This window comes from Saccharopolyspora sp. NFXS83, assembly GCF_026241095.1.
GTDB lineage: Bacteria > Actinomycetota > Actinomycetes > Mycobacteriales > Pseudonocardiaceae > Saccharopolyspora_C.
In genome coordinates, this window is sequence record NZ_JAPFGB010000003.1 from 56,973 (window position 1) to 78,211 (window position 21,239).

At 67.1% G+C, this 21,239-nt stretch carries 13 protein-coding genes; 10 read left to right on the forward strand and 3 right to left on the reverse strand.

Annotated elements, in window-relative coordinates; translation table 11 throughout:
* The first annotated feature begins 141 nt into the window (after window positions 1-141).
* The 7 genes from OOZ19_RS04125 (at window position 142) to OOZ19_RS04155 (ending at window position 15,579) form a co-directional block, all read left to right on the forward strand.
* Complete coding sequence (locus OOZ19_RS04125; RefSeq protein ID WP_266088409.1) at window positions 142-1,722, forward strand: nuclease-related domain-containing DEAD/DEAH box helicase; 1,581 nt, start codon at window positions 142-144, stop codon at window positions 1,720-1,722.
* Complete coding sequence (locus OOZ19_RS04130) at window positions 1,722-4,880, forward strand: helicase-related protein (RefSeq protein ID WP_266088410.1); 3,159 nt, start codon at window positions 1,722-1,724, stop codon at window positions 4,878-4,880. The genes OOZ19_RS04125 and OOZ19_RS04130 overlap by 1 nt, the downstream gene beginning before the upstream one ends.
* A complete protein-coding gene (drmB, locus tag OOZ19_RS04135) occupies window positions 4,877-6,664 on the forward strand; it encodes a DrmB family protein (protein WP_266088411.1) in 1,788 nt (595 codons plus the stop codon). The genes OOZ19_RS04130 and drmB overlap by 4 nt, the downstream gene beginning before the upstream one ends.
* Window positions 6,665-6,822: 158 nt before the next feature.
* On the forward strand, window positions 6,823-9,822 hold the full coding sequence (locus OOZ19_RS04140) for a sigma-70 family RNA polymerase sigma factor (protein WP_266088413.1): 3,000 nt from the start codon (window positions 6,823-6,825) through the stop codon (window positions 9,820-9,822).
* Window positions 9,819-11,573: an AIPR family protein gene (locus tag OOZ19_RS04145; RefSeq protein ID WP_266088414.1), complete on the forward strand. Its 1,755-nt coding sequence runs from the start codon at window positions 9,819-9,821 to the stop codon at window positions 11,571-11,573. Before OOZ19_RS04140 ends, OOZ19_RS04145 begins: the two co-directional genes overlap by 4 nt.
* 100 nt (window positions 11,574-11,673) lie before the next feature.
* Window positions 11,674-13,542: a DNA cytosine methyltransferase gene (locus OOZ19_RS04150; RefSeq protein WP_266088415.1), complete on the forward strand. Its 1,869-nt coding sequence runs from the start codon at window positions 11,674-11,676 to the stop codon at window positions 13,540-13,542.
* A 150-nt stretch (window positions 13,543-13,692) separates the two neighbouring features.
* Window positions 13,693-15,579 carry a DNA cytosine methyltransferase gene (locus tag OOZ19_RS04155; protein WP_266088416.1) on the forward strand — a complete coding sequence of 629 codons (1,887 nt, stop codon included), beginning with the start codon at window positions 13,693-13,695 and terminating at the stop codon, window positions 15,577-15,579.
* On the opposite strand, the gene OOZ19_RS04160 is transcribed toward OOZ19_RS04155, so the two are convergent.
* The 3 genes from OOZ19_RS04160 to OOZ19_RS04170 form a co-directional block, all read right to left on the reverse strand.
* A complete protein-coding gene (locus tag OOZ19_RS04160) occupies window positions 15,576-15,749 on the reverse strand; it encodes a hypothetical protein (RefSeq protein WP_266088417.1) in 174 nt (57 codons plus the stop codon). The two genes, OOZ19_RS04155 and OOZ19_RS04160, sit on opposite strands and share 4 nt — an antisense overlap.
* 35 nt (window positions 15,750-15,784) lie before the next feature.
* Window positions 15,785-16,495, reverse strand: a complete 711-nt coding sequence (locus OOZ19_RS04165; protein ID WP_266088418.1) for an IclR family transcriptional regulator — start codon at window positions 16,493-16,495, stop codon at window positions 15,785-15,787.
* A gap of 897 nt (window positions 16,496-17,392) precedes the next feature.
* A complete protein-coding gene (locus OOZ19_RS04170; protein ID WP_266088419.1) occupies window positions 17,393-17,923 on the reverse strand; it encodes a GNAT family N-acetyltransferase in 531 nt (176 codons plus the stop codon).
* A 79-nt stretch (window positions 17,924-18,002) separates the two neighbouring features.
* On the opposite strand from OOZ19_RS04170, the gene OOZ19_RS04175 reads away from it, so the two are divergent.
* From OOZ19_RS04175 to OOZ19_RS04185, 3 genes are all read left to right on the forward strand, one after another.
* A complete protein-coding gene (locus OOZ19_RS04175; protein ID WP_266088855.1) occupies window positions 18,003-18,716 on the forward strand; it encodes a GntR family transcriptional regulator in 714 nt (237 codons plus the stop codon).
* A 90-nt stretch (window positions 18,717-18,806) separates the two neighbouring features.
* On the forward strand, window positions 18,807-19,712 hold the full coding sequence (locus OOZ19_RS04180; protein ID WP_266088420.1) for a dihydrodipicolinate synthase family protein: 906 nt from the start codon (window positions 18,807-18,809) through the stop codon (window positions 19,710-19,712).
* A complete protein-coding gene (locus OOZ19_RS04185) occupies window positions 19,709-21,232 on the forward strand; it encodes an aldehyde dehydrogenase family protein (protein WP_266088422.1) in 1,524 nt (507 codons plus the stop codon). The genes OOZ19_RS04180 and OOZ19_RS04185 overlap by 4 nt, the downstream gene beginning before the upstream one ends.
* Window positions 21,233-21,239 lie beyond the last annotated feature (7 nt).

Sequence of the window (21,239 nt, forward strand, 5' to 3'; positions counted from 1 at the left end):
CCCGACAGTTGCTTTCCTTTGGGGGGACCAAAATGTGCGCTGCCCGCCTCCAGTGAGCCTGCACGCGGTGAACGCTCACCGCCGAACCAACTGACCGATCGCTCCGTCATCGACCGTAGCCCGAACCGGACGTGCCCACAGATGCGAATGATTCCGGACCGCGTGCCGAGCGGATCCAGTCAGGCCGAACGCCGAATTTTCCAGGAACTGCGCGAATTAGAGGTCCCTGAGTGGACCGTGGCGCTGCACAGCCTCAATCTTCCCGAACACGTGCGAAAACGGGTGTGCGAGATCGACTTTCTGCTGGTGGGGGAACGCGGCCTGCTTGCCTTGGAGGTCAAGGGCGGCGTCGTGTCCTGTCGAAAAGGCATCTGGCACAGCCGGGATCTGCGCGGTAGACGCCACCGGCTCAAGGAAAGCCCGCTTGAGCAGGCCAGCACGGCGATGTTCTCCCTCGAAAATCGCCTGCGCAACCACTTCGGCGCGGAGCTGCCCGGACGCACCGTCTTCGCCCACGGGGTGGTCCTGCCCGACTGCGACTTCGACGTCGCCAGCGCTGAGTGGGATCCCGCGATGGTGATGGACGCACACCAGATCGCCACGACCGGCTGGAAGGCGTGGCTGGACGCGCTCGGCACGTTCTGGGAGGAGAAGCCCGGCAGCCGTGCCCGCCTGTCAGCCGCCGATGTGAAGCGCTATCTGGAATTCCTGCGTCCGGACTTCGACCAGATCCCGACGCTGCGGCAGTTGAGCCAGCAGGTGGAGGCCGACCTGACGGCGCTCACGCAGCAGCAGTACCGCGCACTCGATCTCGGTCGCAGCAACGACCGGATTATCTTCGAAGGCGGTGCGGGGACGGGAAAGACCATGCTCGCGGCGGAGATCTGCCGCCGGTCCGCAGATTCGGGTGTGCGGGTCCTGATGACCTGCCGGAGTGGTGTCCTAGCAACGTTCGTCGGTGATCAGCCCGGCCTCGAGAAAGCGACTGTGGTTCCGTTCCACCGCGTGGCCGAGTTCGACGCCGCGAGCTTCGACCTCGTCGTCGTCGACGAGGCGCAGGACCTGATCAACACGGCCGACTTAGAGGCGATCGACCGCGTGCTCGCGGGCGGACTCGCAGACGGCCGATGGATCTTCCTGCTCGACTCGAACAACCAACGCGGCCTGGTCGGGCACTACGAGGCGGAGGCGATGGCGAGCCTGAACAGGCAGCGCCCGGCGAAGTTAGTGTTGGTCGACAACTGCCGCAACACGAGCGAGATCGTAACGGCGACGCAGCAGCGCACTGGTGCCGACTTGGGCGTGACCACCGCGGGTCACGGCCTTGAGGTGAGCGTACTTGAGCCACCCGTCAACGAAGCCGGACGGGCCATCGGGGAGGTACTCGACCAGTTGGTCGACGATCAGGTCCCGCTTGAGCACGTCGTCCTGCTTTCAGCACGCGACTTCGCTGAGTCCGTGTTCGGCTCGCTTCCCCCGGTATGGCGGCAGCGCGTTGATCTCCTCGATCTCATCCGACTGCGCAGCCCGACGCCTGGGCGCATCGGATTCGCCGACATCGCTCGGTTCAAGGGCCTGGAGAGTCCGTTCGTGCTGCTGGAATCCCCGCCCCCGGTCGACACCAATGCCGCGCGCACGGAGCTGTACGTCGGGATGACGAGAGCGCGAGCGGCTCTCTGGGTGGTCAGCCCGATCTCACCGGCACGGCAGGGCCAGGCCTGATGCCCGTGGAAACCGGATTCCCCGACCGGGACGCCGTGCTGAACTACCTGCACGACCAACTGATCGGGCCGATCGACGGCTCCGACGAGTTGCTCGAGGAGAAGCCCCATGAACGCTACCTGACGGGCATCCTCTACCCGCAGGCTCCAACGACCGGCAACGAGCAGGAACTGGCCGGCTACGAAGAAGAGCTCGTCGATGAGGGCGCTGGTCAGCTTGGCGACGACAACGAGGATGACCCGATCACGTTGTCCGGCCAGACACGGCCGAGTTCGGTGGGCATCAGCTTCGTCGCAACGGCTTGGACACCTGTCGAGGTCGGCGTCCGGGCCGGTCTCTACACCTGGCAGGAGCCTGACGAGTGGCGGCGCGAAGCCGTTGACCTCACCGGGGAGCACGCGGTTCGGCTCGCTCCGGGCAGATCAGGAGTCGTTTGCGCACGGAGCCTGTCGCTGCTCGATGGAAGAGCGTCGATACAAGTGCGTTGGCGCCCGAATGCCAGCGGAGCTGTCGTGACGGTCGTGCTGATCAACAACCGGCCGCAGCGCGAGAACCGCAGGGTCGACAGTTCCGACTGCTTGTTCCAGGTCGAGCTGCACTGTCGGCCGACCTCGGGCGAGATCGCTCGGTATCCGGGTAGGCGTCACCTCGACGACTCGGACGAGGAAGCCGAACTGGGGCTGCAGTACCGCAACGTGCCCGTTTACGCGATCGGCCACGGAAGCGCCGCCACGTGGGACCGCGGTGGCGGTCCCACCAGAGCCGTCTGCACGACCTTCCTACCCGTCCACGTCGTACCCGATGTCGCCTTCGACGTCCCCGGATCGCAGGCGGTGTTCCGGCTCAGCCGCCTAGCCGGCATCGAGGCTGCTCCCGAGCGGATCACGTCCGAACTGACCGCCTTCGTGACCGCCTACGAGGAGTGGATCAGGGACACCCGCACATCGCTTGCGCGGGACATGCCCGAGCACTTGGCGAAGGCTGCCGACAGGCTGCTCGAGCGGGCGGATATCGCCAGCGGACGAATGCGGAGGGGTATCGATCTCCTGACCGAGCCGCGGGTTCGCCGAGCCTTCGCCCTGGCGAACAGGGCCATGCTCATGCAGATGCTGCACAGCGCACCCGACCTCGCCGGAACCCCGCACGCTCCGTCTGCCGCACCCGACGACGTTGAGCCTGATTACGCCAATGCCGAGCACACCTGGCGCCCGTTCCAGTTGGGATTCCTGCTCCTGACGATCGAGGGGGTGGTGACGGACGGAGACGACCGCGATCTCGTCGACCTGATCTGGTTCCCCACTGGCGGTGGTAAGACCGAGGCGTACCTCGCGCTCGCCGCGTTCACGATCATGTACCGGCGGATCATCTTGGGCGACCGGGGAGCTGGCACGACCGTGATCACCAGGTACACTCTGCGGTTGCTCACCACCCAACAGTTCCAGCGCGCCGCCACGATGGTGATCGCGTGTGAGAAGCTCCGCCTCGATCAGCCCGACGAACTGGGGAGCACACCGATCTCCATCGGGATCTGGGTTGGTGGTTCGAACACCCCGAACACCTTCTCGGAAGCACGAAAACTGCTGGAAACACTTGAGAGCGGTGGCATTTCTTCAGGCCAGGGCTTCCAGGTGGAGACCTGTCCCTGGTGCGGAACCCGGATCGTGCCTGGCACGCCCGAGGACGAGCAGACCTGGGGCATCACGGCCACCAACAACGCCTTCCGGATCCGATGCCTCAACACCTCCTGCCCGTTCACCACCGGACTGCCGATATCGTCGGTCGACGAGGACCTCTACGCCAACCCACCCACGATGCTCGTCGGCACGGTGGACAAGTTCGCCAGGGCGGTGTGGAAGGACAGCACCGGCGTTTTCTTCGGCGCCGGGAAGGACCCTGGTCCGTCCCTGATCATCCAGGACGAGTTCCACCTCATCTCGGGACCGCTGGGCACCATCGTCGGTCTCTACGAGGCGGCGTTCGACGTGTTGATGGCACGCAGCGGGGTCCGGCCGAAGATCGTCGCCGCGACCGCGACCATCCGAAACGCGGGCGACCAGACCCGAGGGGTGTTCGGCCGCAAAGTGTCCCTGTTCCCCCCTGCTGGCGTTGACGCCGCCAACTCGTACTTCGTGCGACTGGCGGAGGACAGTCCAGGCCGGGCCTATGTCGGCGTGATGCCCCAGGGACACACTCCGCTCACCGGACTCGTCCACGTCGCGGCGGCACAACTTCAGGCCCACGTCGAACTCGAGCTGTCCCCGCCCGCCGAGGACTGCTACTCGACACTGATCGCATACCACAACAGCCTCCGAGAACTGGGCAAGACCATGACTCTCGCGTTGGACGACATCCCGTCCCGCGTGAAGGTCATCGCCGCGGCTGAGGACGCGTACCGGAAGTTGAACGACGACAACATCGTTGAGCTCACCAGCAACGTGCCTTCGTTCCGCATCCCGAACATCCTGCAGCGGCTGGCTCGCGAACACCGCGAACAGGACAGCGTCACCCTGCTGGCCAGCACGAACATGATCTCGGTGGGTGTGGACATCACCCGGCTGGGCATGATGACGGTAGTCGGCCAGCCGAAGACCACGGCCGAGTACATCCAGGCGACCAGTCGGGTCGGCCGCAAGGCCAACCGACCGGGGCTGGTGCTCACCTTGTACTCCCCGTCGAAACCCCGCGACCGCTCGCACTACGAGTCGTTTGTGCCGTACCACTCGACCCTCTACGCCTCGGTCGAGCCGAGCTCGGTCACCCCCTTCTCCGTCGCCGCCCGGGCCCGCGCTCTGCACGCCGACCTCGTGCTGCTCGTAAGACACGCCCTCGGGCTGAGTCGTGACGCGGATGCGGACCGCTTCGACGCCGAACGCACCGACTTCCGTGACCTCGTGGCGACGTTCCTGGAACGAGCGGGAAAAGCCGATCCAACCGAGAAGCGGCGGGTGACCGAACATCTGGACCAACTGGTCGAGCACTGGAGTCGCCTGGTGGTCGAGGCCGAGCCGGATGGTGGTCTCGTCTACCAGAGCACCGGCAAGGGGCGACTGAAGCTCCTACGGCGGTTCACCGAGCGTGGGGTCGGCTGGCCGACGCTCGACTCCATGCGGAGCGTCGACGTGGACACCGAGGTCTGGGTTCGGGGGTCGGGAACATGACCATGCGCAGGATCCGCCGATCGCAGATCGTCAGCCCGTTCGGCCCTGGGGCGATCATCGACCTGGTCGGTGAGTCGTTCGTTGCCGAGGACGCCGGAAACTGGCGCGGCAAGCCTGAGTACGTGTCCTTCCCGAGGTTGGCCGCGTACCTGCGGGTGGACGAGCTTAGAACTCCGAGACCTGGCGGAAAACTGCCGTACTTCCGCTTCCCGCAGTGGCTGTTCTGCTTCCACTGCCGAGGCATGGCGCGCTGGAGCTACAAGTGCGAGAAGGCGAATGAGGCGCCCATGTGCGAGACATGCGGCGGGCGCCGGCAACTGGTTCCGATGCGGTTCGTGGCCGTCTGCGGGAACGGACACCTGACCGACGTGAACTGGTTCCGGTGGGCGCATTCGGACCCGCGTCGTGACCGCAACCAGGCGCAGTGCGCGACGACCGACCTGCGCTTCGAGAACAGGTCCGACGTCGGCGGTGGTCTGCGGTCGCTCGAAGTGGTGTGCCGCCGATGCCGCGCCCACCGGTCTCTGGAGAACCTGACCATGAAGGGGGCGCTCACGCAGATCGGAATGAAGTGCCCCGGTACTCAACCCTGGCAGAGCCAGGCGGATCAGCAACCGTGCAGCGAACCGCTCATCGCAATGCAACGCGGGGCGTCCAGCGTCTACTTCCCCACCGTGGTCAGCGCCATCGACATTCCACCGGAGTCCGACTACTCCGAGACGAGTTCCGTCTCCTCCGCGCTGTCGCAACGGAAGGACTTCAAGCTCCTCATCTCCGATCCCCAGTACAGCCTGCGCGATGGGATTGTCGCCCACATCGCGCAGGAAATGCAGATCACCCCCGCTGAGGTCGAGGCCGAACTGGCGAGTCAGCTCAGGGAAGAGCCCGGCACCGAACAGGGATCGCCTGACGATATCCACCCGAACGAGTGGAAGGCACTGTGCACACCTCAGGATCGGCCCGACCCGAGGGACAACTTCATCACCCGGCGAGCGCAACGGCCGGATTCCCGGGTATCCGGCGGATCGTCTGCCGCCGAACTCGCGGCCATCTTGGACGACGTCATCCTGGTGGATCGATTACGCGAAGTACGCGTACTGACGGACTTCAAGCGGTACACCATGCGGGAGTCGGTTCCCGCCAACCTCTCTAGCCCTGGTGACTTCCTCCCGGCCGTGGAGGTCTTCGGGGAGGGCTACTTCCTGCGTTTCAACGAAAGTGCGCTCACCTCCTGGGAAGCGCAGCCGAAAGTGCGCGAACGCTTCGGCAAGCTCAGCGCCAGGCAGCAGGCCCACGCATCCTGGCTAACGACACCCACTCCACGGCTTGTGCTCCTCCACACGTTCGCCCACCTGCTCCTGCGCAACACCGCGTTCGAGGCTGGCTACTCGACTTCTTCGCTCCGCGAACGCCTTTACGTGACCCCTGAGTCGAACCAGCCCGCCATGGCGGGAATCCTCGTGTACACGGCTGCCGGTGACACCGAGGGAACACTGGGCGGACTCGTCCGGATGGGCGAGTACGAGCGGCTCTCCAGGCTGTTCTACACCTCGGTGGCATCGGCGCAGTGGTGTTCCTTCGACCCCGTGTGCGGCGAATCCCCGGGCCAGGGACCGGGCGGCCTGTCGCTGGCGGCTTGCCACGCGTGCTCACTCGTCCCGGAGACGAGCTGCGTAGCGGCGAACCGGCTGCTCGACCGGAAGCTGCTCATCGACGAGGAGTACGGTTTCTTCACCTCCCTCGCCACGGCGCTGGACCAGGTTCCCGGTGGAGGAACCTGGTGAGTGGGGAAACAACGAGTCCGTGCCCGGACGGCGGCAGATACGCGGTCGTTGCCACTGCCGCCGGAGTGGACCAGACCCGTGCAGCGGTCAAGTGCCTGGTGAGGCTCCGGCAACGTGGCGCAAGGGCGCGCATCGTCGGCAAGGGACGTGTGCTTCGCGTGCGTGTCCAGGACTTGCTTCCGTTAGATCTGAAGAGGCGCGGCGTTGTCGGCTACTTTCCGTACGTACGGGACCTCTGGAAGACGGTTCTGGGTTCACAACCGGACGGGTTCAGCCACTACGACCTCGAACTGCACGAGTTCCAGGCGCAACTCGGACACCGGTCCTCGAAGCCGGCGCCGCACGAGCAACTCCTGATCATCCAGGGCCAACAGCTGCCAGGGGACTTCTACGACCTGCTGCGAATGTTGGGAATCCGCGCGACGGTGTTCGTAGACCCCGCTGCGGTAGTCTCGGATCAGGAGTCGACGATCACCGAGATCGGTCAGGCACTGGGCGTTTCAAATCCGTCGGTGATGGTCGATGTCGACATCCCCAACGCCGCAACACACGCCTTCACCGCGCACTTCCACACCGGTTCCGCCGAGTCGAGGGGAAAAACACCGGACAGAACCGGTAACCGGCCCGTCCTCCTCCGGCACGAGGATCACGAGGCCGAGGTCGGATTCGTCGTGGACTACGCCAAAGTGCACAGTGGATCGACGATCGGACTCCTGCTGCCGGATTCGGACCAGATGATCAGATTCAGAACAGATTTGCGTCCGTACTTGGGGAACCGACTCCAGTGGTACCTGTCCAATCGGAGCACCCCCGACAAGCAGGTTTCCCTCAGAGCCCCCGGGGTGAAGATCCTCACCTGGTCGAGCGCAGCCGGTATGCGGTTCGACAGGGTGATCCTCCCAAGCCTGCACTTCGCACCAGAGGCCCAGCTAGAGCGCGCTTTGAACGTACTCGGCGCTACCGCCTCCGACGAGCTCGTGCTGTCGTACTCCGGTCCTGGAGAGCCCACGGCGTTGAAAAGCCTTCCCCAGCACCTGTTGGACGAGCGCACCTCGGGCGACGCTCTGGGGGACTCCTCGGCCGTTCCCGAGCATCAACAGCAAGTTCCGGAGCGGAGTCCGCGTCCCAGATCCGCGGCTGATGCCGCCCGCGCGGTGCTCTTGGCCGATCGGCGGAGCAAACAGCACCGAAGGCGGGTGCTGACCGCAGAGGAAGAAGTCGGGTTCGCGCAGCTCATGCGCGGAGAGGAGCTGGAACTGTCGCGGGAACTCCCGCAGCGTTTCAGAGCGGGGCTCCGGGACGAGGACGAACGAGCGGCAGCCTTCGACGCCATGCTGACGCACAACGACGGACTCCTGCGGACCACGACCCGGAAGTGGTCGGTGCGCTCCTTCGATGAGGACGACCTGTACCAGTACGGTGTTCTGGGCCTGTTCCGGGCGATCGAGAAGTTCAACGCCTCGATGGGTACGAAGTTCTCCACCTACGCCACCCAGTGGATCAACCAGAGCGTGCAGCGGGCCATCCCGGACGAAGGCCTCATGATTCGGGTGCCCGTCCACATGTGGGACCTGGTGCGACGAGTCGAGGCCGTGAGAAACAGCCTCGTCCGGGCCGGGCTCGCGGCATCGCCCCGGGAGATCGCTGACCGGACCGAGCTGCCCGTCTCGAAGGTGGTCGAATGCCTCCGCTTGGCGGCCGGGGTGCACAGCCTCGACGTACCGGTCGGCGACGAGGACGGCACGACCCTCGGCGACCTGTCGCGCCCGAAGGGAGACGAGGAGCAGAGCCCCGACGCGGTGTTCGACCGCCACGAGGCGGCATCGCTGGTCCGGTCCGCAATGGCACGGCTCACCGACCGCGAGGCCGAGGTGCTTCGACTCCGCTTCGGCTTCGACGGCGACGAAGGACTGACCCTGGACCGGATCGGCGACCGCTTCTCGCTCACTCGCGAGCGGATCAGGCAGATCGAGACGAAGGCCCAGCGAAAGCTGGCCAGACACCTAGCCGATGTCGGGGTCGCCGCCGGCTCAGCGGTCGAGGGAACGGAACTGTACCCGGGTGCGAAGTCCGTCACCTCCCTCCACGCCACTCCGCCGGTCCAGCCGCAGCCCGGAGTCGGAACCTTCCACGAGCTAGCCTGCGGGACCGACCTGATCGCCCGGTTGGGAACTAGCTACAACTGCAGTGATTCGGTAGCACTCGTACGCGAGTTGGCGGAAAGAGCTATCGCCGCGGGCGCCAGCGCGATATCGATTCGAACCGGTGTTGGGCGCGCCGGTCCCCGGTTGGTCTTCGCCCACGACGGACCCCCGTTCGCGGGCGACGCACTTCGCACTGCGCTGACCAGGAGGACCGCGGGGAAGGTCAACCGCTCTCCCGAAGCCAAAACGCTCGGCGCCGCCATCACCCTCTTCGACGAGGTGCAGGTGTGGGACCACGGGCGGCGCAGCAACCCCTACTGCCTGCTGCTCACCCATGCCCCGCGGACCGGGACCTGGTGGCTTCGATCTGGCACCGGCAGACCTCCCGCAGTCCTGCCGATTCCGGGAAGAACAACCGGGGAATGCCACGTGGTCTCCTTCCAGGCCCCGAGGCGCGGGGCGAGCCGCGCCGGAGCGACCAGCCTCGCAGCAGCATTCGAATACCAGCTCGGCCTGGTCCTCGGCGATCTACTCAGGGAGCGGAGGCTCGTCGCATCGGTCGATGGGCACGAAGTCGTGCACCGGCACCCTTTCCTCTGGAACAACCCTGCCGCCCAAGACCTGGGAACCGAACCGGTGACAGCGGGAGGTCACTCGGTACTGGTCAATCCGCGCGTGCTCCCGCATCCGGACGTACTTCGCGACGGTGACGAGGCTGCTGTAGGCCCTCCGCATACGTGGCAGGAAATGCAGGGCTTCTACGTCCGTTGCGAAGGTCGGTACGTGTCATGTTCGGGCTGGCTCGGCCTCGACGGTCTGGCTTCCGATGCGGACACGTCGCTCGCCCGCATCGTCGTCGACATCACCTCCGCAGAGGCCGCCGGCTGGCGGCTGGACTCCGGACGACCGATCACGCCGCCCGCACCGCTGCGTCCCCGGCTGACCGCGCTCGCAATGCTGACCCGGCGTCGATCAGCCCTTGTTCTCGCCCGCCGTCAGGAGGAGCCCAGGTGACCGATCAGGCACAGGTCGGCTTCGTGCACGAACTCAACCAGCGATTGCAGGACCGCATCGAGGCCGAACCCGAGCTGATGATGCGCGACGCCTTCGTGAGCCACGTTGGAGAGCATCTGATCGACGACGGGACGCTGGACGACCTTGAGACCTGCTATCTGCACATGCCGTGGCAGAACCGCCGCGTCGAGGTGGCGGGTTACGACATCACCAGTGCCGGGACGATCCTGCACCTCGTCGTCGCCGAGCACGGGCTGTTCGGAGCTCCGGTGAAGCGGGACCGGATCGATCAGATGATCAGGCGAGCTGGCGCGTTCGCCGACTTCTGCCGGGGCGGCAACCACGAGCTGCTCGAACGGTCCAGTCCCGCCTACGACATGGCGCAGCGCATCCACGAGGGCTGGCCGGAGTTCCAGATGATCAGGATCTTCGTGCTGACCGACGGAACTGCCTCCATCCGGAAGATGCCCGAGGTCACCGTCGCCGGACTACCCACCGCAGTGCAGATCTGGGACCTGACGAGGATCCAACGCCTCACCAGCAATGGCGGCGAGCAGGAGGAGATCCTGATCAACCTGTCCGAACTCGGGTACGCGGTGCAGTGCCTCGAGTCACCGCAGCAGGCAGACGGATACCGGTGCCTCCTGACGGTCCTGCCGGGCAGACTGCTCGCCGACCTGTACCACGAGCACCACAGCCGGATCCTGCAGCGCAACGTGCGAGCGTTCCTCCAGGCTCGCGGCAAGGTCAACAAGGGGATCGCGGAGACCATCCAGAAGGAGCCCGGCCGCTTCCTGGCCTACAACAACGGTGTGTCGGCGACGGCGAAGGCTGCGAGGGTGGATCCCGGGCCGACTGGTCCGATTCTTCGCGAACTCACCGAGTTGCAGATCGTGAACGGTGGCCAGACGACCGCTTCCCTGCACCACGCAGCGCGGCGGGGGCTCGACCTCTCCGAGGTGCACGTCCCGGCCAAGATCACGCTGATCAGCGACGAACGGCTCGACCCGATGATCCCGGACATCTCCAGGTACGCCAACTCCCAGAACGCGGTGACGTCGGCCGACTTCGAGGGCAACAGTCCCTTCCACGTCGGCCTGGAGCGGCTCTCCCGGTCGCTCTGGACTCCTGCGGATTCCGAGGGCAAACAACGGCGTTGGTACTACGAGCGGGTTCGCGGCCAGTACGACGTGGACCGGGGGCGCAACACCACACCCGCCCGGAGGCGGCAGTTCGATCTGGACAACCCGCGGACCCAGCGCTTCGGCAAGACGGACGCCGCGAAGTACGAGTACGCCAGTGAACGCCGACCGGACGTGGTCTGCCTCGGCGGCCAGAAGTGCTTCCTGCGGTGGACGGAGGAGGAGCAGCTCGACAAGCGCGAGGCTCCTGCACCAGATTACTTCCGCCACCTCGTCGCCAAGGCGATCGTCTTCGCCGAGATGCGGCGCCTGATCAGACGGGAGGGGTTCGGCGGTTACCTCGGGCAGACGACGGCGTACACGGTGTCGCTGATCAACGAACGGCTCGGCGGGCTCGACCTGAACCTGATCTGGCACATGCAGCGGCTACCCGACGAGCTCGCGGAGATCGTCCTGGTTTCGGCTCGAGCGGTGCGCCAAGTGCTGATCAACCCACCCGGTTCGGGAAACGTCACCGAGTGGTGCAAGAAGCCGGACTGCTGGGAGGCAGTGCGCGCGGTGCGCTGGGAACCGTCGGCAGCGGTTCAACAGGCGGTGGGCGCGCGGTGAACCGACTCCCGAATCCGGAACTGCGCCACGATCCCCGCACCGACCAGAAGAACCCTGATCACGCGCCGGGCTGGCCAGCTTCAGGTAAAGAGGTGTTCCGGTGGGAACGTACCGGGTGAAACTGCATCGCAGTGAGCGGCTCGAACTGGATGACCATCCGGAGTCGTGCACTGTGGAGAATTTCCGGGCGTGGTGCACCGAACGGGTCGAGGGAGGAGCCCGCCTGGCGATCGACCTGTTCTCGGGCGCCGGTGGTCTCAGCCTGGGCATCACCCAGGCCGGTTGGACGGTCGCGGCGTCCGTGGACAACAGCCGGTTCGCGCTGCGGACCCATCGCGCCAACTTTCCGGGACTCGCCTTGGACACGGATCTCGGCGATCCGACCGAACGCCGAAAACTGGTCGGCTTACTCCGGTGTGTCGACATTGATCTGGTCGCCGGCGGACCGCCTTGCCAGCCGTTCAGTCGCGCAGGGCGCAGCAAGATCCGCAGCCTCGTCGACGCCGGACTTCGTACCGAGCATGACGAACGACGGGAACTGTGGCGCGCGTACCTGGACGTCGTCCTGCGGGTCCGCCCGCGAGCCGCGTTGATGGAGAACGTCCCGGAGATGGCTCTCGGCGACGACTTCCACGTCGTGCGCACCATCATCGATGAACTGGAAGAAGCGGGCTACCGAACTGATCTTGGCCTGGTGGACGCATGGAGGTACGGCGTTCCCCAGCACCGGAAGCGGCTGATCCTGCTCGCTCGCAGGGACAGCGATGAGTTTAACTGGCCGGAGTCCAGCGCGGCCGTGACGCTGCGCGAGGCGATCGACGACCTGCCGGAGCTGGGGGAAACGACGGGTGCCCGGGAGCTTGAGTACGAGGCACCGCCGAAGCTTTCCGCATTCGCGGCCCTGATGCGCAAGGACTGCCCGGAGAACTTCGTGTGGGACCACATGACCCGGCCGGTCCGCGACGACGACCGCAAGATCTTCGAGCACATGACCTCCCAGACGCTGTACTCCGAGATCAAGCCTGACCTGCGCCGCTACAAGGCCGACACGTTCGACGACAAGTACAAACGGCTGGACTGGAACGCCCGGAGCCGATCGATCACTGCGCACATCGCGAAGGACGGGTACTGGTACATCCACCCGGAAGAACACCGCACCCTGACCGTTCGCGAGGCCGCACGCATCCAGACCTTCCCGGACTGGTTCCGATTCGTCGGAAATCGAAGCCACGCGTTCCAGCAGATCGGGAACGCGGTACCACCGCTTCTCGGACAGGCAGCGGCAAGCGCCCTGCATCTCCAGCCAGACCGACCAAAACAGCGGATCAACCAATGGCGCCTCCTGCGCAATCGACTGACCAGATGGGCCGAGAAGAACCGCCAGAGCCGTTACTGGTGCCTTCTCCCCGGACCTCAGCTGGCGCCGGTCACCGCCGCCGTCGTTACGCTTCTCGAACCGGGGCCACCGGAGCTGCGGTTGCTGAACCGGCCGCTCGCCGAAGTAGCGAACAACGGTCGGATCACCGAGCATGCCATGGCCATGCTCACCGGAATCCTCACGACGCGGTCCGAAGTCTCCGCAATTGGGAGGCTGCGAGCTGCCCAGGACGATCAGGAAGACCCGGCGAAGCCGGATGACCTGCCCGATGTGCTGGGGCTCAGGCCGGGCCAGACGGCGCTCCTCCGGCTGCTTGTCGGCGAGGACGTCCTGTTGACCACCAACCCGGTGCTCCGGGTGTCCGCCCGTGTGTTGGGCACCCGGTCGGATCAAGCCAACACCCTGACCGACGGCAGGGTCGACCTGGCGAGGCTCGTCGGTGGCGGAGAGCGTGCGCCGCTGCGAATGGCGGCGGTGCGGCTGGTCGGTCAGCTCTACTGCACGAGGCTGAACCCGATGTGCGGGCAATGCCCGCTTTCTCGCAACTGCGTGTACGCGCGGAAGGAGAGGCCGACGGGGCTGCTCTTCTGAGCCGAGCGCGCAGGCCGGTGCGACGACGCATCGAGGGCCGGACGCGAAGATGCGCGGCGGCAACACCACAGCAGATCACTGGAACTGTTCGTCCAGGACTTCATCAACTGTCCTGGCGTTCATTAACAACGGAGTTGGAAGGTAAGGCCGTTGGCCACCTACGGGGTTAAGCTGCAACGCAGCAACGATTTACGACTCGACAGCCATCCCGGCGGCTGCATCGAGGAGACCTTCGAGCAGTGGTGCTCGGAAAGAACCGCCCAAGGTTCCCCGCTCGCCGTGGACCTGTTCTCCGGAGCAGGTGGGCTGAGCCTCGGGCTGCAGGACGCCGGGTGGACCGTCGCCGCCTCGGTGGACAACAACGAGAAGGCATTGCAGACCCACCGGCACAACTTTGCAGGCCTGGCACTGGATCTCGACCTCGCCGATCCCGCCCAACGCCGCAGTCTGGTGAACCTGCTCCGACGAACCAGGATCGACCTCCTCGCCGGCGGACCTCCCTGCCAGCCCTTCAGCCGGGCGGGCCGCAGCAAGATCCGCAGCCTCGTGCTCGCAGGGCACCGGGAGGCGCACGATCACCGAAGAGAGTTGTGGCAGGCTTTTCTCGATGTCGCCCTGGCTTTGCGGCCCCGAGCCGTTCTGATGGAGAATGTTCCGGACATGGCGCTCGGCGATGACTTCTCCGTGGTGCGAACCATGGTCGATGCCCTTGAGTGCGGTGGATACCACACGCAACTCAAGCTTGCCGATGCTTGGCGGTACGGCGTGCCGCAACACCGCAAACGGCTGCTGCTCCTCGCACGTCGGGATTGCGACCACTTTTCGTGGCTTACCGAGAAAAGCAAAGACGAGCAGACGACCCTCCACGACGCGATCGGGGACCTGCCAGCTCTCGGCGGAACGACGGGTGGCAGGCAGCTTCGGTACCGGAAACCCCGGAATCTTCCCGGTTTCGGCGAACTCATGCGGGCCGACGCGCCATCCGGGGTGGTATGGGACCACATGACGAGGCCGGTGCGCGACGACGACCGCGAGATCTTCGCACTGATGGATTCCACCACGTTGTACAGCGACCTGCCCGAAAAGATGCGCCGCTATAAGGCCGACACGTTCGACGACAAGTACAAGAAGCTCGACTGGAACTCCGTAAGTCGATCGATCACCGCGCACATCGCGAAGGACGGCTACTGGTACATCCACCCGGAAGAACACCGCACCCTGACCGTTCGCGAGGCCGCACGCATCCAGACCTTCCCGGACTGGTTCCGGTTCGCCGGAACCCGCAGCGACGCCTTTCGCCAGATCGGCAACGCAGTTCCCCCGTTGCTCGGACGAGCAGCGGCGGCTGCACTCCTGCCGGTGTCCAAATGGAAGGAGCATGACAGCGGGGAGCAATCGCGATGGATGAGCGCGCGAAAGGCACTGACCTCCTGGGCCAGGCAACAGCGAAGCGGTCAGCACTGGTACGCCCTGCCCGGGCCCAGGGTCACCGTGGCCGTCGCCGCGGTTGCCGCGGTGCTGCTCACCCGAGCCACTGCCCCGAAGGGCATTGACAAAGCCCTAGCCGTGATTCGCGGCTGCGCACGTGTGAACAAGGCCGAGCTGGATCAGGTTCAGCAGGAACTGCGAACCAAGCCCGGGAAAGCCGCAGTGCAGCGTTTCAGACCGTTGCTCCCGAAACGGAACCTCTGGCACGACCCGGAGCTGATGGTGGACGGCCTCGCGATGAAACCGGCTGAGGAACGGATTTTTCGCCTGTTGTGCAACGACGACGTGCTGTTGGCAACCCAGTCCACGTTGCGGGTTGCGGCCCGGGTGGCAGGCACGGACTCGGACCGGACAAACCGGCTGAGCAACGGCCGGGTTGATCTGGCGCGGCTGGTGGGGGCGGGCCCGGAGGCACCCCTTCGAGCGGCGGCGCTCAGGTTGCTCGGCAGCACGGTTTGCAGCACGCTCACGGCGAAGTGCGCCGAATGTCCCCTCCGGCAGCATTGTCCGGGCAGCTCGCAGGGGGGAACGACCGGTCGGCAGCGCTAGCGGCCAGATCTCGGCTCTGAAGACACCCAGCACACCGCGGTGCGGTTGGCGGTCGGCGCCACGTCGAAGCGCGACCGTACCCATCGGCGGACGTTCTCGACGAAGAAGCGCTCATGTTCGGCGAACCAGTCATGATTGAACGAGGACGAGGACTCCTGGATGAGCGCCATCTCGTCCTTGCCGTCCGTTCAGTAGGCGCCGAAGATCATTGTCGGCGGTACGTCGGCGGCCTCCGGATGCTCGACTCTGACCCGCCGTCCACCGTCGTGGTCGACGGTCTCGGTGTGACCAGCTTGCCCGCGACCGGCTCCGCGGCTTGGGCCACGAGGTGGCCGAACGCCTCGCCTGGAGAGGGGACTCGGGGGAGCGGCGCGGCGACGCAGACGGCGGCGACGATCTCGCCGTGAGCGCGCACCGGCGCGCTCACAGACCCCAGTCCAGGTGTCCGTTGCGAGACACTTTCGAACCACCGGCGGTTCGACTCGGACGAATCGTCCGCCGAGAGAGCGGCCGCGGCAGAACCTCCCTCGGACTGCGGCAATGCCGAGCCGGCGGGCAAGAAGACCCGGAGTTCGGACTCGGATTCGGCGCCGACCAGGCACAGGCGTTGATCCCCGCGCCGGACCCACAGCTGCGCCGATTCCCCCGTCTCCTGGACCAGCCACTCCAGCACCGGGGTGGCGGCGTCGGCGAGTTGCGAGGAGGCGAACCGCTGTCCGAGGTGATGACGGCCCTCTGCGTCACGCCGCAGCAGATTGTGGGCGACCATGCCGGCGGCGAGGCGCTGCGCCGTGGGCGCCGACAGGCCCAGGTGGCGCGCGAGCTCGCTCGACCCCATCGGCCGCCGCTCGACGGCGTCGAGAATGGCGACAACGCGATCGAGCACACCAACGCCGGTCTGGTTCTGCACGCGCACATTCTGCCCCAGCCGACAGTGCACGGTCGCCCGGTGGGGACAGGTCGAGGATGTCGACGCCTGTTGAGCCTTGGGCTGGCGAGGATGCTGCCGACGAATGATCCCTTGGCGCAGAGCCGGACGTCGCCGGGGTGTCCCCAGGTCTCCGATGCCGGCCGCGCGCCGCTGGTGCTCGTCGGGGATGCGGCTCGTCGCCCCAGCGCATCGGCGTCGAGCAGGCAGTTCTCCTTCCAAGGCTTGGAAACGACCTCGGAGGCGGTGGGCGCGATCGCGCTCAGCCGGCCGTACTTGTCACCGTCGCGCTTGCTGCACAGGGCCAAGTTCCACTCCGGACCACTGGGCGGCGGTCGGCTGAACACTTGGTTGGTGGTGTTGGCGGACGTGGTGGGCGAGTGCGTGAGCCGATGCCGAGTTATCGGCAGAGATCGCCCGCTGGTGCAGACTCCGGTGTTGAGCATCGAGTCGGTAAGCCTCACGCAGCGGGTCGTCCTGAGCGGGGCACTGCCGGGCCGTGGGCGTGCTGCTGGCGTATTGAACAGGCATGTTTGTTCGTATTCGTGCTCGGTGCTGGCACCTCGCAGGTGGCTGTTGCCGGTTCGACCTGAGCCTGTTCGGTGTCTGCTTGCCCGGCTTCCTCGGAGCCGGGCTCTACGGCCGTGGCGGTCCTGGGGTGCGTGGTGGCGCTTGAGGGCCTGGTTGAGCAGTTCGACTGACAGCAGCAGTGCCAGAGTCGTATGAGGCCGGCTGCGGGGCGGGGGTTCGTTTCAGGCGCGGTGATCGGGCTTCTGGGGCCCCGCCGTCGTTGCGGCGGCTTTTGTGGTGGGTGGTCGAGCGAGTTCCGGGTGGGCGCGGCGCCCAAGGCTCGTTCGCGCGGCGACGACGTGCTGACGAAACTCGTCACCGGGTGACCAGGTCGTACTGGAACCAGTGCTCGTCGCGGAAGTCGCCCGGGGCGACGTGCAGGGCCGCCGGGAAGCGTCCGACCTCGGTCCAGCCTTGCCTCCGGTAGCAGTCCGGGAGGTGGGTTCCGCCGCGGGTGGCGAGCAGGAGTTGGCGGAGGCCGAGCTGCCGGGCGTGTTCGACCGCACGAGCGAGCAAGCGGCCGCCCGTTCCGGTTCGCTGCCGTTCGGGGCGCACCATCAGCTTCCGCACTTCGGCCCGGTGCCGGTGGACGGGTCCTTTCTGCCGGCGCAGCAGGACCATTCCCAGCAGCGCGTTGCCTTCGCGTTCGGTGAGCAGGTGTTCGTGACCCGATTCGACCTCGTGGAGCGCGTGTGCCGCCGCTTCCGCGATGAGTTCCGCGGGCGTGTCCACGGGGAAACCCACGGCTCCGCCGGAGCGTGTCACGGTCTGCCAGAGGTCGGTGACCTCGCTTGTCGTCACCGTTCGCGGTGGGAGTTCGGCGTGCTCGCTGCTTGACCTCGCCATGTCACCAACCTACAGTCCTCATATCTCATATATGAAGCACGAGGGAGTGGGATCGATGGCCGAGAGCTCACCGGACGCGATGGAGGCCTTCCGGCTGTCGCTCGCCGATGCGGAGGTGGACCCATTGGCGAACCGGACCGATCGGGCACTGTCGACCATCAAGCGGGGCATTCTCACCGATCGGCTGCGGCCAGGACAGCAGCTGGTGGAATCCGACATCGCCGAAGTGCTCGGCATGTCGAAGACCCCGGTGCGCGAGGCGTTGAAGACGCTCGTGGGCTCCGGCCTGGTCACGTTCAGTCGCTTCAAGGGAGCGATCGTCCGCGAGCTCGACGCGGACGAGGCCTCGGCCATCTACGACCTGCGGCTGCTGCTCGAGCCGGAAGCCGCGCGGCGTGCCGTGGCGATCGGGTTCGACACGGCCCCGGCCGCCGCGGCGCTGGAGCGCGCCGCGGCGGCGGGCGAATCCGGTGACACCGCAGGCATGAGCCTGGCGAACCGGGAGTTCCACCGCGGCCTCTACCTCGGCTGCGGAAACCCGCTGCTGGTGGACACGCTCGACGGGCTCAAGGACCAGACCGCGCTCATCAGCGTCGCGGGCTGGCGCTCCGCGGGCGGCTGGCGGGCGGAGGCCGACGAGCACCGCGGCATCCTCGACGCGGCGGAACGCGGCGACGCCGACGCGGTCGCCGCCGCCACGCACGCCCACATCGCCGGTTTCGTCGAGCGCGTCATGCCGCACCTGGCCAACGGCACCGATGCCGCGGAGGAAGGCGACACCGCCACCGGCTGACGGCCCATCCCGTACCTCGATCCCACCGCGCTCCGGAATCGGCGCGCGGGCGATCAACGCTGCCCTTTTCCGACTCGATTGAGGAGAAGAATGAAATTCGACGAGGTTTGGCGCAGACTCGCCGACGTCATCGCGATCACCCCGACACCGTTCACCGCGGACGACACCGTCGACGTGCCCACCACCGAACGCGTGGTGGCGAGATTGCTCGACGGCGGCGTGCGCGTGCTCACCGTCAACGGCAACACCGGCGAGTTCTACACGCTCTCCGCTGCCGAGGCGCGTGGCCTGGTCGACCTCACCGCCGCGGCGGCCGGCCCGGAGACGTTGCTGATCGTCGGGGTCGGGTTCGACGCGGCCACCGCGATCGAATCCGCCCGTTACGCCCAGGATCGCGGCGCCGCCGGCGTGATGGTGCACCAGCCCGTGCACCCGTACGTCTCCCGGCAGGGCTGGGTTGACTACCACCGCACGATCGCCTCGGCGGTGCCCGACCTCGCGGTGCTGCCGTACGTGCGCACGCCGCGAATTGAGGCGGCGGACTTCATGGCGTTGGCCGACGCCTGCCCGAACGTGCTCGCCGTCAAGTACGCCGTGCCCGACCCGGCCCGGTTCGCCTCGGTGGCGCGCGTGGCCGGTACGGACCGGTTCACCTGGATCGCCGGTCTCGCCGAGCTGTCCGCTCCCGGCTACGCGGCGGTGGGCGCGACCGGCTTCACCTCCGGGCTGGCGAGCGTCGCACCGGAGCTGTCGTTGAGGATGTACGACGCGCTCTCCGCCGGAGATTTCCCCGCCGCGATGCGGGTGTGGGACCTGGTCCGCGAGTTCGAGGAGCTGCGCCTCGCCGACTCCAGCGCCGAGAACGTGAGCGTGATCAAGGAGGCGCTGCACCAGATCGGCTTCGGCCGACCCGATGTGCGACCACCTGCCTCGCTGCTCGATTCCGCGACGCGGGGACGGGTTTCGAAGATCCTCGCCACCTGGGGTGTCCGGTGACGGCCGGGGCGCGGCCGGTCCGCAGCGTCGACCCGCGCACCGGGGACTCCAACGCCACTGACCTGCTCCCGACCGGCGCGGCGGAGGTCGCCGAGCGCTGCGCCCGCGCCGGTGCGGCGAGCGCCGAGCTGGAGCGGATCGGCCCCGCCGGGCGCGCCGCACTGCTGCGCGCGATGGCGGACGGGCTGGAGCTCGCGCGGGACGAGGTCGTCACCACCGCCGACCGGGAGACCGCGCTCGGCCGGGCGAGGCTGGACGGCGAGCTGATCCGGACCGCCTACCAGCTGCGGTTTTTCGCCGAGGTCGTCGAGGACGGCGCTTACCTGGAAGCGGCCATCGATCACCCCGGTGACACGCCGATGGGGCCGCGACCGGACCTGCGCCGGATGCTGGTGCCGACAGGCCCGGTGGCGGTGTTCGGCGCGAGCAACTTCCCCCTCGCGTTCTCCGTGCCCGGCGGGGCCACTGCCGCAGCGCTGGCGGCGGGGTGCGCCGTCGTCGTCAAGGCGCACGGAAGCCACCCGCTGACTTCGGCGCTGTGCGGGAGGATTCTCGCCGATGCCGCGACTCGTGCGGGCGCTCCGGAGGGGACGATCTCCGTGGTGTTCGGCCGGGAGGCCGGGACGGCGCTGGTGTCCGACCCCGCGATCACCGCGGTGTCGTTCACCGGCGGGCACTCCGGGGCCTCGGCGCTGCGCGCCTTGATCGCGCGGCGGCCGGATCCGATCCCGTTCTACGGCGAGCTGGGCAGCGTGAACCCTTTGGTGGTGACCGCGGCCGGTGCGGCCGAGCGGGCCGCCGAAATCGGTCGCGACCTGGTCGGTTCGTTCACCTTGGGCGGCGGGCAGTTCTGCACCAAGCCGGGGCTCGTCCTGGTCCCGGCCGGGCCGGACGGAGACCGGCTCGTCGACGCCGCTGGAGAAGCTCTTGCGGCGGTTCCGGCCCCGGCGCTGCTCAACGCGGGCATCGCCGAATCCTTCGCCTCGGGAGTCAAAGCGCTCGAAGGACGCCGGTTGATCACTTCGGGTGCCGAGCCCGCCCGAGGTTTCGAGGTCCGGCCGACTGCGGTGCTGGTGGACGCCGACGAGCTCGACGCGGCGCTGCTGGAGGAACTGTTCGGCCCGGTCGCGGTCCTCGTGCGCTACGCGCCGGAGCAGCTGGCGGGCGTGCTCGACCGGCTTCCCGGATCGCTGGTCGCGACCGTGCACGGCGGTGCCGGAGCCGATCCGGAACGCGACCGCGCGGTCGAAGTGCTGCGGGGCAGGGCAGGACGCCTGCTCTTCAACGGCTACCCGACCGGCGTCGCCGTCTCGTGGGCCCAGCACCACGGCGGGCCGTGGCCCGCGACCGACACCCAGCACACCTCCGTGGGCGCCACCGCGATCCGCCGGTTCCTGCGGCCGGTCGCCTGGCAGAACGCCCCGCAGGCATCGCTGCCACCCGAACTGCGCGACGGGCCTTCGCCCGTTCCCCGCCGGGTCGACGGGACCGCGGTCCCGCCCGCCCGGGCCACAGCCTGAAGAGGAG